This is a genomic window from Winslowiella arboricola, from assembly GCF_025527015.1.
Lineage (GTDB): Bacteria > Pseudomonadota > Gammaproteobacteria > Enterobacterales > Enterobacteriaceae > Erwinia > Erwinia arboricola.
Genome location: NZ_JAODIM010000030.1, coordinates 51,600 through 64,824, shown reverse-complemented (window position 1 = coordinate 64,824; position 13,225 = coordinate 51,600). Strand labels below are relative to the sequence as shown.

The 13,225-nt window shown below is 53.9% G+C and carries 11 protein-coding genes and 4 tRNA genes; all 15 read left to right on the top strand.

All coding sequences use genetic code 11. From position 1 onward, the window contains the following. Positions 1 to 7: 7 nt before the first annotated feature. The 15 genes from rho to N5923_RS00920 all read left to right on the top strand — a co-directional run bounded on the left by rho (position 8) and on the right by N5923_RS00920 (position 13,185). A complete protein-coding gene (gene rho, locus N5923_RS00990; protein WP_017800640.1) occupies positions 8 to 1,267 on the top strand; it encodes a transcription termination factor Rho in 1,260 nt (419 codons plus the stop codon). Between the two features lie 370 nt (positions 1,268 to 1,637). Then, a complete protein-coding gene (gene wecA / locus N5923_RS00985; protein WP_267141622.1) occupies positions 1,638 to 2,735 on the top strand; it encodes a UDP-N-acetylglucosamine--undecaprenyl-phosphate N-acetylglucosaminephosphotransferase in 1,098 nt (365 codons plus the stop codon). A 21-nt stretch (positions 2,736 to 2,756) separates the two neighbouring features. Continuing rightward, positions 2,757 to 3,809 (top strand): ECA polysaccharide chain length modulation protein, encoded by a 1,053-nt coding sequence (gene wzzE / locus N5923_RS00980; protein WP_267141621.1) that lies wholly within the window; start codon positions 2,757 to 2,759, stop codon positions 3,807 to 3,809. 52 nt (positions 3,810 to 3,861) lie between these two features. Further along, on the top strand, positions 3,862 to 4,992 hold the full coding sequence (wecB, locus tag N5923_RS00975; protein ID WP_267141620.1) for a non-hydrolyzing UDP-N-acetylglucosamine 2-epimerase: 1,131 nt from the start codon (positions 3,862 to 3,864) through the stop codon (positions 4,990 to 4,992). Further along, positions 4,989 to 6,251: a UDP-N-acetyl-D-mannosamine dehydrogenase gene (gene wecC, locus N5923_RS00970; RefSeq protein WP_267141619.1), complete on the top strand. Its 1,263-nt coding sequence runs from the start codon at positions 4,989 to 4,991 to the stop codon at positions 6,249 to 6,251. Before wecB ends, wecC begins: the two co-directional genes overlap by 4 nt. 35 nt (positions 6,252 to 6,286) lie before the next feature. Then, positions 6,287 to 6,979 carry a dTDP-4-amino-4,6-dideoxy-D-galactose acyltransferase gene (rffC, locus tag N5923_RS00965; RefSeq protein ID WP_267141618.1) on the top strand — a complete coding sequence of 231 codons (693 nt, stop codon included), beginning with the start codon at positions 6,287 to 6,289 and terminating at the stop codon, positions 6,977 to 6,979. A gap of 4 nt (positions 6,980 to 6,983) precedes the next feature. Then, the gene (rffA, locus tag N5923_RS00960; protein WP_267141617.1) at positions 6,984 to 8,114 is read left to right on the top strand and encodes a dTDP-4-amino-4,6-dideoxygalactose transaminase; all 1,131 of its coding nucleotides are present in this window, start codon (positions 6,984 to 6,986) and stop codon (positions 8,112 to 8,114) included. A gap of 1 nt (position 8,115) precedes the next feature. Next, positions 8,116 to 9,366, top strand: a complete 1,251-nt coding sequence (wzxE, locus tag N5923_RS00955; RefSeq protein ID WP_267141616.1) for a lipid III flippase WzxE — start codon at positions 8,116 to 8,118, stop codon at positions 9,364 to 9,366. Continuing rightward, entirely contained in the window at positions 9,363 to 10,436 is a 1,074-nt protein-coding gene (locus N5923_RS00950) for a TDP-N-acetylfucosamine:lipid II N-acetylfucosaminyltransferase (RefSeq protein ID WP_267141615.1), read from the top strand. Before wzxE ends, N5923_RS00950 begins: the two co-directional genes overlap by 4 nt. Beyond that, positions 10,433 to 11,782, top strand: a complete 1,350-nt coding sequence (gene wzyE / locus N5923_RS00945; protein WP_267141614.1) for an ECA oligosaccharide polymerase — start codon at positions 10,433 to 10,435, stop codon at positions 11,780 to 11,782. The genes N5923_RS00950 and wzyE overlap by 4 nt, the downstream gene beginning before the upstream one ends. A gap of 49 nt (positions 11,783 to 11,831) precedes the next feature. After that, positions 11,832 to 12,572, top strand: a complete 741-nt coding sequence (gene wecG, locus N5923_RS00940) for a lipopolysaccharide N-acetylmannosaminouronosyltransferase (RefSeq protein WP_267141613.1) — start codon at positions 11,832 to 11,834, stop codon at positions 12,570 to 12,572. A gap of 179 nt (positions 12,573 to 12,751) precedes the next feature. After that, positions 12,752 to 12,828, top strand: a tRNA-Arg gene (locus N5923_RS00935). 66 nt (positions 12,829 to 12,894) lie between these two features. Continuing rightward, positions 12,895 to 12,970, top strand: a tRNA-His gene (locus N5923_RS00930). A gap of 15 nt (positions 12,971 to 12,985) precedes the next feature. Beyond that, positions 12,986 to 13,072: transfer RNA gene (locus N5923_RS00925), tRNA-Leu, on the top strand. Positions 13,073 to 13,108: 36 nt separating this feature from the next. Continuing rightward, a tRNA-Pro gene (locus tag N5923_RS00920) sits at positions 13,109 to 13,185 on the top strand. Positions 13,186 to 13,225: the final 40 nt, after the last annotated feature.

Genomic DNA, 13,225 nt, shown 5'->3' with positions numbered 1-13,225 from the left:
CACCATTATGAATCTTACCGAATTAAAAAATACGCCGGTTTCTGAGCTGATTACTCTCGGCGAAAACATGGGGCTGGAAAACCTGGCGCGTATGCGCAAACAGGACATTATTTTCGCCATCCTCAAGCAACATGCAAAAAGTGGCGAAGATATCTTCGGCGATGGCGTATTGGAGATTTTGCAGGACGGATTTGGTTTTCTCCGTTCTGGAGACAGCTCCTACCTCGCCGGTCCTGATGATATCTACGTTTCCCCCAGCCAGATTCGCCGCTTTAACCTTCGCACAGGCGACAGCGTCGCAGGCAAAATTCGTCCGCCAAAAGAAGGCGAGCGTTACTTTGCACTGTTGAAGGTTAACGAGGTTAACTACGACAAACCAGAAAACGCGCGTAACAAAATTCTGTTTGAGAACTTAACGCCGCTGCACGCAAACTCTCGTCTGCGTATGGAGCGTGGTAATGGTTCTACCGAAGATTTAACTGCGCGTGTACTGGATCTGGCATCACCGATTGGCCGCGGCCAGCGTGGTCTGATTGTGGCGCCGCCAAAAGCGGGTAAAACCATGCTGCTGCAGAATATCGCGCAGAGCATTGCCTACAATCACCCGGATTGTACGCTGATGGTATTGCTGATTGATGAACGTCCGGAAGAAGTGACCGAGATGCAGCGTCTGGTTAAAGGTGAAGTGATTGCTTCGACCTTTGATGAGCCAGCATCACGTCACGTTCAGGTTGCCGAGATGGTTATCGAGAAAGCCAAACGTCTGGTTGAACACAAGAAAGATGTGATCATCCTGCTCGACTCGATTACGCGTCTGGCGCGTGCCTACAACACCGTGGTGCCGGCTTCCGGTAAAGTACTGACCGGTGGTGTGGATGCCAACGCCCTGCATCGTCCGAAGCGTTTCTTCGGTGCTGCGCGTAACGTAGAAGAGGGCGGAAGCCTGACCATTATCGCTACCGCGCTGGTTGATACCGGTTCGAAGATGGATGAAGTGATTTACGAAGAGTTTAAAGGCACCGGTAACATGGAGCTGCACCTCGCACGTAAAATCGCCGAAAAACGCGTCTTCCCGGCTATCGATTACAACCGTTCTGGTACCCGTAAAGAAGAGCTGCTCACTTCCCAGGAAGAGCTGCAGAAGATGTGGATCCTGCGCAAAATTATCCACCCAATGGGTGAAATTGATGCGATGGAGTTCCTCATCAACAAGTTGGCAATGACCAAAACCAACGATGAATTCTTCGATATGATGAAGCGCTCTTAAAAAAGCGGAAAAACACGGAATTCGCCACGCTCAGACGTGGCGTTTTTCGTTTATGGGCTATACGATATAAAATGGTCACCTGTATTTCCGACCTTAAAGAGCGTTAACAACAGTCATAAGTTTGAATTTTATGCGTTGTAACCTTCAGACTAACCCTTTTTCGGTTTCCACTGATAGCGGGTGACCCGAAGTCGCGGTTTACTGCTTTAATGCGGCAGGACGCTGATTTACACAGAGCGCCGACATATAAAATGATGGTAGGGAAGGCTTACGTATTTGCCCTTCGCCATTACAGGATTTCAGAATCGGGTATGAATCTTGCATCAAAAGTGCAGGTTAAACCTGAGATTCTTTGCTGAGAGCTGTTAATGTGAATTTACTCACGATGAGTGCTGAGCTTGCTTCAATCTTTTTGTTTTCACTGGTATTCCTGTTTTTTGCACGCAAAGTAGCTAAGAAAATTGGATTAGTGGACAAACCAAACTACCGTAAGCGCCACCAGGGAGTGATTCCTCTCGTCGGTGGGATCTCAGTTTATGCAGGGATTTGCTTTACTTTTTTGATCACTAATTACTACATTCCGCATGCCTGGCTCTATCTCTGTTGCGCCGGGGTGCTGGTGCTGATAGGTGCGCTGGATGACCGCTTCGATATCAGCGTTAAGCTGCGCGCCTCGGTGCAGGCGCTGATTGCGGTTGTGATGATGTATTACGGCAACCTTTACCTGCTGAGCCTCGGCCATATCTTTGGTTCCTGGGAACTGGTCGTCGGACCCTTTGGCTATGTACTGACCCTGTTTGCGGTCTGGGCAGCGATTAATGCCTTTAATATGGTGGACGGTATCGACGGTCTGCTGGGTGGCCTCTCTTGTGTCACTTTTGCGGCGATAGGCATCATTCTCTATTTTGACGGTCAGCTAAGTCTTGCCATGTGGTGCTTCGCGATGATCGCCGCTATCGTGCCCTATATTCTGCTTAACCTCGGTACTTTTGGCCGTCGCTACAAAGTGTTTATGGGTGATGCAGGCAGTACGCTGATCGGTTTCACCATCATCTGGATACTGCTTGAAACCACCCAGGGCAAAACCCATCCCATTACACCGGTTACCGCGCTCTGGCTGATCGCTATTCCACTGATGGATATGATTGCCATCATGTATCGCCGTCTGCGTAAAGGCATGAGCCCGTTCTCGGCCGATCGCCAGCACATCCATCATCTGATTATGCGCGCCGGCTTTACCTCGCAACAGGCTTTCCTGCTGATCACGCTGGCGGCGGCCCTGCTTGCTGGTGTCGGTGTGCTGGGCGAATACCTCAATTTTGTTCCTGAATGGGTAATGTTGGTATTGTTCTTGCTTGCATTTATGCTGTACGGATATTGCATAAAACGTGCCTGGAGAGTGGCGCGTTTGATTAAGCGCATGAAGCGCAGAATGCGCAATGCCAGTGCTAATAAAAAACTTTCTTGAAATAAATTACATAGGGACGCCATGAAAACTGAACCTGAATCTTTATCACACTCAGCTGCGGTGGATAATGAATTGGATATTCGCGGTCTTTGCTGCACGTTATGGCGGGGAAAACCGTGGATTGTCGGTCTGGCGTTGCTGTTTGTGATTATCGCCTTTATCTGGTCACTGCTGGTTAAACAGGAGTGGAGCGCTACCGCGATTACCGATCGCCCGACGGTGAATATGCTGGGCGGCTTCTACTCGCAACAGCAGTTTTTACGTAATCTGGATGCCCGCACTACCACGATGGCCGTCGCGCCACAGCCAACGGTAATGGATGATGCTTATCAGGAGTTTGTGATGCAGCTGTCGGCATATGACACGCGTCGCGATTTCTGGCTGCAGACCGATTACTACAAACATCGCAAAAGTGGCAATGCCAAAAGCGATGCTGCGCTGCTGGATGAAATGGTCAACAACATTCAGTTTACCGCGGCAGACACGCTGAAAAACACCAGCGATAGCGTCAAACTGGTGGCGGAAACCGCCCCGGATGCCAATAACCTGTTACGTCAGTATGTGGCCTTTGCCAGCCAGCGTTCCGCGCGCCATCTTAATGAAGAGCTGAGCGGCGCCTGGGCGGCGCGCACGATTCAGTTAAAAGCGCAGGTCAAACGTCAGGAAGCGGTAGCAAAAGCCATTTATGATCGCCAGCTTAATGCCGTGCAGCAGGCGCTGAAAATCGCTCAGCAGCAGGGGATTGACCAGGCCAAAACCGATACGCCTTCAGAACAATTACCTGATTCGGAACTGTTCCTGCTGGGACGTCCAATGTTGCAGGCGCGTTTAGAGAACTTGCAGGCCAGCGGCCCGGGTTACGATCTGGACTATGATCAAAACAGAGCGATGCTGTCGACGCTGGATGTCGGGCCGACGCTGGATGAGAAATTCCAGACCTATCGCTATTTGCGAACGCCTGAAGAGCCGGTTAAACGCGACAGTCCACGTCGCCTGTTCTTAATGATTATGTGGGGTGCAGTGGGTGCGCTAATTGGCGCAGGCGTTGCGCTGGTACGTCGACCACGCGCTTAATTGCGCGCTTACCTGATTCCGTATTAACGGCAGACGAATTAAGAGAGCTACAGTGAAAGTATTAACTGTTTTCGGCACGCGCCCGGAAGCGATAAAGATGGCGCCGCTGGTTCATGCTTTGTCTCAGGATACTGAGATAGAGTCACGCCTGTGCGTCACCGCCCAGCACCGTGAGATGCTGGACCAGGTATTGCGTCTGTTTGCTCTGGAGCCGGACTACGACCTGAATATTATGCGCCCGGAGCAGGGACTGACCGAAATCACCTGCCGAATCCTGCAAGGTCTGAAAGCCGTTTTCGACGAATTCAAACCGGATATGGTGCTGGTGCATGGTGATACCACTACCACCATGGCAACCAGTCTTGCGGCCTTTTATCACCGTATTCCGGTGGGGCACGTTGAGGCCGGATTACGTACCGGCGATCTTTATTCTCCCTGGCCTGAAGAGGCCAACCGCAAGCTGACCGGACATCTGGCTACCCTGCATTTCACCCCAACGGAAACCTCACGGCAGAATCTGCTGCGGGAAAATCTGCGCGACGAGCGAATCTTTATTACCGGCAACACGGTGATTGATGCGCTGTTTTGGGTGCGTGACCGGGTGTTAAGCGAAGGTCATTTGCGCAGTCAGCTGGCCCAACGCTATCCGTTTTTACAGGCGGATAAAAAGATGATTCTGGTTACCGGCCATCGTCGCGAGAGCTTTGGCGAAGGTTTTGAGCGTATCTGCTGCGCACTGGCGGAAATCGCCCGTCTGCATCCCGAGGCGCAGATCGTGTATCCGGTGCATCTGAATCCCAATGTCAGCGAGCCGGTCAATCGCATCCTGAAAGATATCGATAATATCGTGCTGATTGAGCCGCAGGAGTATCTGCCCTTTGTCTGGCTGATGAACCGCTCCTGGCTGATCCTGACCGACTCTGGCGGTATTCAGGAAGAGGCGCCAGCACTGGGTAAACCGGTGCTGGTGATGCGTGACACCACTGAACGCCCGGAAGCGGTCGATGCCGGTACGGTACGTCTGGTAGGCACTAACGTTGAGAAGATTGTGGCGGAAGTGACGCGCCTGCTGACCGACGAAGAGGCTTATCACCGTATGAGCCGTGCGCATAATCCTTATGGTGATGGCCATGCCTGCGAGCGCATTGTTCAGGCACTTAAAAATAACAGAGTAACCCTATGAGTTTTAATACCATTTCAGTTATTGGACTTGGCTATATTGGCCTGCCAACCGCCGCGGCTTTTGCCTCCCGCCAGAAAAAAGTGATCGGTATCGATATCAATCAGCGCGCGGTGGATACCATCAATCGCGGTGAAATTCATATTGTTGAGCCGGATCTCGACCGTGTGGTGAAAAACGCAGTTGAAGGCGGCTTTCTGCGTGCAGCGTCACAGCCGGTAGCCGCGGATGCCTTTTTAATTGCAGTGCCGACGCCGTTTAAAGGCGACCATCAGCCGGATATGGCTTATGTACAGGCGGCAGCGCTGTCGCTGGCGCCGGTGCTGAAAAAAGGCGATCTGGTGATCCTTGAATCCACCTCGCCGGTCGGCGCCACTGAGCAGATGGCAGAATGGCTGGCGCAGACGCGCCCGGATCTGAGCTTCCCGCAGCAGGCTGGTGAGCAGGCTGATATCAATGTCGCCTACTGCCCGGAGCGTGTCTTGCCGGGGCAAGTGATGGTGGAGCTGATTAAAAACGATCGGGTGATTGGCGGTATGTCGCCGGTATGCTCTGCACGCGCCAGCGAACTGTATAACATCTTCCTGGAAGGGGAGTGTGTGGTCACCAACTCACGCACTGCCGAAATGTGTAAGCTGACTGAAAACAGCTTCCGCGACGTTAATATCGCCTTTGCCAATGAACTGTCAGTGATTTGCGCCGATCAGGGGATTAACGTCTGGGAGCTGATCGCGCTGGCTAATCGTCATCCGCGCGTCAATATTCTGCAACCGGGGCCGGGCGTGGGGGGACATTGCATTGCCGTCGATCCCTGGTTTATCGTGGCGCAAAACCCCGCGCAGGCACGCCTGATTCGTACTGCGCGCGAAGTAAATGACAGTAAACCGCACTGGGTGCTGGATCAGGTTAAGCGGACGGTGGCGGACTGCCTGGCAAGTAGCGACAAGCGCGCCAGCGAGCTGAAAGTCGCCTGTTTTGGTCTGGCTTTTAAACCGAATATCGACGATCTGCGTGAAAGTCCGGCAATGGAAGTGGCGGATCTTATCGCCAGCTGGAACGCCGGTGAGACCTGGGTGGTAGAGCCAAATGTTGAGACGATCCCGCAAAAACTGGCGCATAAAGCGCAGCTGGTAAGCGCCGATATCGCGCTACAGCAGGCGGATGTCCTGGTTATGCTGGTGGACCATCAGCAGTTTAAAGCCATGGATTCGGCACAGATCACCCAGCGCTGGATTGTTGATACTAAAGGCGTCTGGCGTTAACGCGCCTGCATCCTGTCACCTGGGGGCCTGGTACAATGCCTGTCTTTGCCACGATTAAGCCGCTGGAGTGGGAAAACAACTTCTTCGGTATCAACAGCGCGCTGCTGGACTTTAGCGCGCCACAGCCATTGACGGAAGCGCAGCTGGCAGGCTGCGGTCTGCTGCAGGCCAAACTCGGCAGCCATCAGACAACCGAAATCGACGCGCTGAGCGCTATCGGTTTCCGGCTGGTCGAGGGCGAAGCCGATCTGCTGATCGCGATCAACGCCACGCAGCGCCAGTCTGGTATTCGTATTGCCCGTGCCGAACATATTCCCCCGCTGCGTGCGGTGGCCAGCGAGGTATTTGCTAACAGCCGTTTCCGCGCACCCTGGTATCAGCCAGGTGACAGCGGACGTTTCTATGCGCAGTGGATTGAAAATGCGGTGCGCGGCACCTTTGACCATCAGTGTCTGCTGGCGGTTGACGAAGCCGGGGCAATGGAAGGTTTTGTTTCCCTGCGTGAACTGGGTAACGGCGAGGCGCGTATTGGCCTGCTGGCAAGTTTACCCGGCTCGCGCGGAAAAGGTGTGGGACAGCGTTTAATGCAGGCGGCGGCGGACTGGTGTCAGGCACGTCGTATTCCGCAGCTGCGTGTGGCCACCCAACTCAGTAATCTCGCCGCTATGCGGCTCTATCTTAGTCGCGGCGCCACCCTGGAAAGCACCGCGTACTGGCTATACAGGTGACCCAATGATTCCATTTAATGCACCACCGGTGGTGGGAACCGAACTCGAATATATGCAGTCGGCGATGGGCAGCGGCAAGCTGTGCGGCGATGGCGGCTTTACCCGCCGTTGCCAGCAGTGGATGGAGCATCAGTTTGGCAGCAAAAAAGTATTGCTGACGCCATCCTGCACCGCCTCGCTGGAAATGGCGGCGATACTGATTAATATCCAGCCCGGCGATGAAGTGATCATGCCGAGCTACACCTTTGTCTCAACCGCTAATGCCTTTGTGCTGCGCGGCGCGACTATTGTGTTTGTCGATGTACGACCAGACACCATGAATATTGATGAGACGCTGATTGAAGCGGCGATCACCGATCGTACCCGCGCCATTGTGCCGGTGCATTATGCCGGTGTGGCCTGTGAGATGGACACTATTATGGCGCTGGCGCAGCGCTACCAGCTGTTTGTGATTGAAGATGCCGCGCAGGGCGTGATGTCCCGCTACAAGGGCAAGGCGCTGGGCACCATCGGTCATATTGGCTGCTTTAGCTTCCATGAAACCAAAAACTACACCGCCGGTGGCGAAGGTGGCGCAACGTTGATCAACGATGCATCGCTGGTCGAACGCGCCGAGGTGATCCGTGAAAAAGGCACCAACCGCAGCCAGTTCTTCCGCGGTCAGGTGGATAAATATACCTGGCGGGATATCGGTTCCAGCTATCTGATGGCTGATTTGCAGGCGGCTTATCTGTGGGCGCAGCTGGAAGCCGCGACCAGGATTAACGACCAGCGTTTACGCCTGTGGCAGCGCTATTACGACGCCTTAAAACCGGTTGCCGCCCGTGGGCTTATCACCCTGCCGTCGATGCCGGTTCACTGCCAGCATAATGCGCATATGTTTTACATTAAGCTGCGCAACCATGACGAGCGTCAGGCACTGATCGCCTGGCTGAAGGAAGCTGAGATTCTGGCGGTATTCCACTATATTCCGCTGCACAGCTCACCCGCCGGAGAGCGCTTCGGTCGCTTTGCCGGAGAAGACCGGGTGACTACGGCGGACAGTGAGCGCCTGCTGCGTCTGCCGCTGTTTTACAATTTATCGGACAATAACCAGAGCACGGTTATCAATTCGCTACTGAGCTTCTTCTCCTGATATGTCACTGGCCAAAGCCTCAGTGTGGACCGCCGCGTCGACACTGGTAAAAATCGCTGCCGGCTTGCTGGTGGTTAAGTTGCTGGCGGTCTCTTACGGACCGGGCGGCGTGGGACAGGCGGGGAACTTCCGTCAGCTAATTACCGTGTTAGGCGTGCTCGCTGGCGCCGGTATTTTTAACGGCATTACCAAGTATGTCGCCGAATATCAGCAGCAGCCGGATAAACTGCGCGCGGTGACCGGCACCGCCTCCAGTATGGTGCTGGGCTTTTCGACGCTGCTGGCGGTGATTTTCCTGCTGGCGGCAGAGCCAATCAGTATCGGCCTGTTTGGCCACGCGGATTATCAGCAGGTGGTGCGCATCGTGGCATTTTTGCAGATGGGCATTGCCTGGGCCAACCTGTCGCTGGCGATCATGAAAGGTTTTCGCGATGCGATGGGTAATGCGCTGGCGCTGATCGCCGGCAGCCTGATTGGCGTGGTGGCCTACTATGTCTGCTATTGGCTTGGCGGTTACAGTGGTGCGCTGGTCGGTCTGGCGTTGGTTCCGGCCTTGGTGGTGCTGCCTGCGGCGCTGCTGCTGGCGAAACGTGACCATCTGCCGCTGCGCTATTTACTGCCGCAGTGGCATGGCGAGCTGGCGGTTAATCTCGGTAAGTTTACGCTGATGGCGCTGATCACCTCGGTAACCTTACCGGTAGCCTGGGTGATGATGCGTAATCTGCTGGCGGCTCATGAAGGTTGGGAGCAGGTAGGCCTGTGGCAGGGGGTGACGACGATTTCAGATGCTTATCTGCAATTTGTTACCGCCACTTTTAGCGTCTGGCTGCTGCCGACGCTGTCACGACTGAAGAGCAAAACGGATATTTCCGCAGAAATCTGGCGCGCGCTGCGTTTTGTGATTCCGGCGGTCGCCGCCGTCAGTTTCTGCGTCTGGCTGCTGCGCGATTTCGCAATCTGGCTGCTGTTCTCGAGTCAGTTTAACGGCATGCGCGATCTGTTTAGCTGGCAGCTACCCGGCGATGTGCTGAAAGTCGGCTCCTATATTTTCGGCTATCTGGTGATCGCTAAAGCGTCGCTGCGCTTTTATATTCTGACTGAAATCAGCCAGTTTATTTTGCTGACCGCCTTTTCCCGCTGGCTGATTCCGCTACACGGCGCCACGGGTGCGGCGCAAGCTTACCTGGCGACCTATGTGGTCTATTTTGCGCTCTGTTGTAGCGCTTTCTTAATTTATCGTCGAAGAGCATGACTACACTGATTCACGTATTGGGATCGGATATTCCCCACCATAACCTTACCGTGCTGCGCTTTTTTAACGATGTGTTAAGCGTTAAACAGCCGACGGCTGATGCCCGCCATTTTATGGTGGTGGCACAGGATGGCAGCGCTTTTGCCGCCTTTAATGCGCTGCATATTGAGCTATTTGCCAGTAAAAAAGCGCTGGCGCAGGCGGTTATCGCCCGTGCGCGTCAGCGGCAGACGCGCTTTTTCTTCCATGGTCAGTTTAATCCGCTGCTGTGGCTGGCGCTGCTGACCGGCAAACTGCGCACGTCGCAGGTGTTCTGGCATGCGTGGGGGGCGGATCTGTATGAAGAGTCCTCCAGCCTGAAGTATCGTCTGTTCTATCTGCTGCGCCGGCTGGCGCAAGGGCGCCCAGGGCACCTGTTTGCCACTCGTGGTGATATTAACCACTATCAGCAGCGGCATCCGCAGACGCCAGCATCGTTACTCTATTTCCCGACGCGCATGGCTGCACAGCTGGCGCCGTCAGACGCCGGCGAGCGGCCTTTTACTATTTTGCTGGGTAACTCCGGCGACGCCAGTAATCGTCACCGCGAGGCGTTACAGGCCATTCACCAGCAGTTTGGCGATACAGTAAAAGTGATTGTGCCGCTGGGCTATCCACCGAATAATGAAGCCTATATTGCCAGCGTGCGGCAAGCCGGCGAGGCGTTGTTCAGCGCGGAAAATCTTCAGCTACTGACCGAGAATATGCCGTTTGCCGACTATCTCCAGCTGATTGCGCGTTGCGATCTCGGGTATTTTATTTTCCGGCGACAGCAGGGTATCGGCACCTTATGCCTGTTAATTCAGGCCAATATCCCGTTTGTATTAAGTCGTGAGAATCCGTTCTGGCAGGATTTAACCGAGCAGCAGGTGCCGGTGCTGTTTAGCGGCGATGTGCTGGATAAGCAGGTGGTGGCAGAAGCGCACCGCCAGCTGAGTTTGCTGGATAAACAACGCATCGCCTTTTTCGACCCGGCATTTATCACCGGCTGGCAACAGGCGTTATTGCTGGCTGAAGGGGACAAGGCATGAGCCTGATGCAATTTAGTGGTTTGCTGCTGGTTTATCTGTTTTCAGTTGGATTTATTCTGACGCTGACCTGGCGTGAATTCCGTCGCGTACGTTTTAACTTTAACGTCTTCTTCTCGTTACTGTTTTTGCTGACCTTCTATTTTGGTTTTCCGCTAACCAGCATTCTGGTGTTTCAGTTCGACGTCAATGTGGTGCCCGCGGAAAACCTGTTGCAGGCGATGCTGGCGGCCAGCTGTTTTTATGGCATCTATTACGTCAGTTATAAAACCCGGCTACGCGCATCTGCCACCCAGCCGCGGCGTCCGGTGTTTAATATGAACCGGGTAGAGACCCATCTTACCTGGGTGATGCTGGCGCTGGTGGCGCTGGCGACAGTCAGCATTTTCTTTATGCACAATGGCTTTTTGCTGTTCCGCCTGCATGCATATAGTCAGATTTTCTCCAGTGATGTCTCCGGTGTAGCGCTGAAGCGCTTTTTCTACTTCTTTATTCCGGCGATGCTGGTGGTCTACTTTCTGCGTCAGGATTCGCGCGCCTGGCTGTTCTTCCTGGTCAGCACGCTGGCGTTTGGTTTGCTGACCTATGTGATTGTCGGCGGTACGCGCGCCAATATTATTATCGCTTTCGCGCTGTTCCTGTTTATCGGCATTATTCGCGGCTGGATCACGCTGTGGATGCTGGCAGTGGCCGGTATGCTCGGCGTGGTGGCGATGTTCTGGCTGGCCTTACGTCGCTATAATCTTGATGTCAGCGGTGCGGAAGCGTTTTACACCTTCCTGTATCTGACGCGTGACACCTTCTCGCCGTGGGAAAACCTGGGTCTGCTGCTGCAAAACTACGACAAGATTGATTTTCAGGGGCTGGCGCCGATTGTGCGCGACTTCTATGTGTTTATTCCCAGCTGGTTATGGCATGACCGGCCCGGTATTGTGCTGAACAGTGCTAACTACTTCACCTGGGAAGTGCTGAATAACCATTCCGGGCTGGCGATTTCACCGACGCTGATTGGTTCGCTGGTGGTCATGGGCGGTGTGGCGTTTATTCCGCTCGGCGCGGTAGCGGTGGGGCTGATTATCAAGTGGTTCGACTGGCTGTATGAGCTGGGCAAAGCGGAAAGCAATCGCTATAAAGCCGCCATTCTGCAAAGTTTCTGCTTTGGCGCCGTGTTCAATATGATTGTGCTGGCGCGTGAAGGGCTCGATGCTTTTGCTTCGCGTGTGGTGTTTTTCTGCGTTATTTTCGGCGCCTGCGTGGTGGCCGCTAAACTGCTTTACTGGCTGCTTGACCGCGCGGGCCTGATCCGCCGGCGCGTCTCAGCTCGTACGATGCAAGCTGCAACACAATAATAAAATCTCTTTCGGCTAAGATGAGCCGGAATGATGTAAGGGAACTTAAATGGACGTCACCTCTGCTGCGCCGCAATATCAAATTCGTGGTCTGTCGCTGTATGGCTTTCGCGATATGACGCAGTGTCTGGATTTTCTCTATCGCGACGGGCCGCTGAGAAGCGGCACGCTGGTGGCGATTAATGCCGAAAAAGTACTGACGGCGGAAAGCGATACCGACCTGTATAAACTGATTGATGACGCGGAATATAAATATGCGGATGGCATCAGTATCGTGCGTTCGATCCGTAAAAAGTACCCGCAGGCGCAGGTATCGCGTATTGCTGGCGTGAACTTATGGGAAGCGCTGATGGAGCGCGCCGGGCGCGAAGCCACGCCGGTGTTTCTGATCGGCGGTAAACCAGCGGTGCTGGCGCAAACGGAAGATAAACTCCGCCGGCAGTGGAACGTCAATATTGTTGGCAGTCAGGATGGTTACTTTGCTCCGGCCGATCGCGAGGCGCTGTTTACCCGCATTCGCGCCAGCGGAGCGAAGATTGTCACTGTTGCCATGGGATCGCCAAAGCAGGAAATCCTGATGCGTGACTGCAAAGCCTTCTGCCCTGATGCACTGTATATGGGAGTAGGCGGCACCTACGACGTGTTTACCGGTCATGTGAAGCGTGCTCCCATGATTTGGCAAAATCTGGGCTTAGAATGGCTGTATCGCCTGATTTTGCAGCCAAGTCGTTTACGTCGTCAGCTCAGATTGCTGAAATATCTCAACTATCATTACCGCGGCCAACTTTAATTTTCCCGGGTGTTAAAGGTCTTAATGCAGTTTCGTACTGATTTGTGAGCTAAAAAGGGCAAAAAACGCCGGTTGTTTCGACGGAATGCACAAAGCGTAATCAAACGCGTTTTTTTGTGAAAAAAGCACTGGACAGGATCGGCTCACATCCGTAGTATGCACATCCGCAACGGCGCTACGCGCCCGTAGCTCAGCTGGATAGAGCGCTGCCCTCCGGAGGCAGAGGTCTCAGGTTCGAATCCTGTCGGGCGCGCCATTTAATTTGTGCGCAAGAGCTGCGGTGGTAATATTTATCGCGTTAGGAAGTAAGCAGTAAGATGTGGTGGCTATAGCTCAGTTGGTAGAGCCCTGGATTGTGATTCCAGTTGTCGTGGGTTCGAGTCCCATTAGCCACCCCAGATTTTGTACGGTATGCGAAGGTGGCGGAATTGGTAGACGCGCTAGCTTCAGGTGTTAGTGTCTTAACGGACGTGAGGGTTCAAGTCCCTCTCTTCGCACCAAACAAAATCGATGAGAAGCAGTAAAGCAGTACATTTCGGCGAGTAGCGCAGCTTGGTAGCGCAACTGGTTTGGGACCAGTGGGTCGGAGGTTCGAATCCTCTCTCGCCGACCATATTCGAAACCCCGCTTTTATAGCGGGGTTTTTTGCGTCT

What these genes read in the sequence shown, in the direction of transcription:
- rho (WP_017800640.1), top strand. Translation starts at nt 8, where the DNA reads ATGAATCTTACCGAATTAAAAAATACGCCGGTTTCTGAGCTGATTACT.
- wzzE (WP_267141621.1), top strand. Translation starts at nt 2,757, where the DNA reads ATGAAAACTGAACCTGAATCTTTATCACACTCAGCTGCGGTGGATAAT.
- wecC (WP_267141619.1), top strand. Translation starts at nt 4,989, where the DNA reads ATGAGTTTTAATACCATTTCAGTTATTGGACTTGGCTATATTGGCCTG.
- rffC (WP_267141618.1), top strand. Translation starts at nt 6,287, where the DNA reads ATGCCTGTCTTTGCCACGATTAAGCCGCTGGAGTGGGAAAACAACTTC.
- rffA (WP_267141617.1), top strand. Translation starts at nt 6,984, where the DNA reads ATGATTCCATTTAATGCACCACCGGTGGTGGGAACCGAACTCGAATAT.
- wzxE (WP_267141616.1), top strand. Translation starts at nt 8,116, where the DNA reads ATGTCACTGGCCAAAGCCTCAGTGTGGACCGCCGCGTCGACACTGGTA.
- N5923_RS00950 (WP_267141615.1), top strand. Translation starts at nt 9,363, where the DNA reads ATGACTACACTGATTCACGTATTGGGATCGGATATTCCCCACCATAAC.
- wzyE (WP_267141614.1), top strand. Translation starts at nt 10,433, where the DNA reads ATGAGCCTGATGCAATTTAGTGGTTTGCTGCTGGTTTATCTGTTTTCA.
- wecG (WP_267141613.1), top strand. Translation starts at nt 11,832, where the DNA reads ATGGACGTCACCTCTGCTGCGCCGCAATATCAAATTCGTGGTCTGTCG.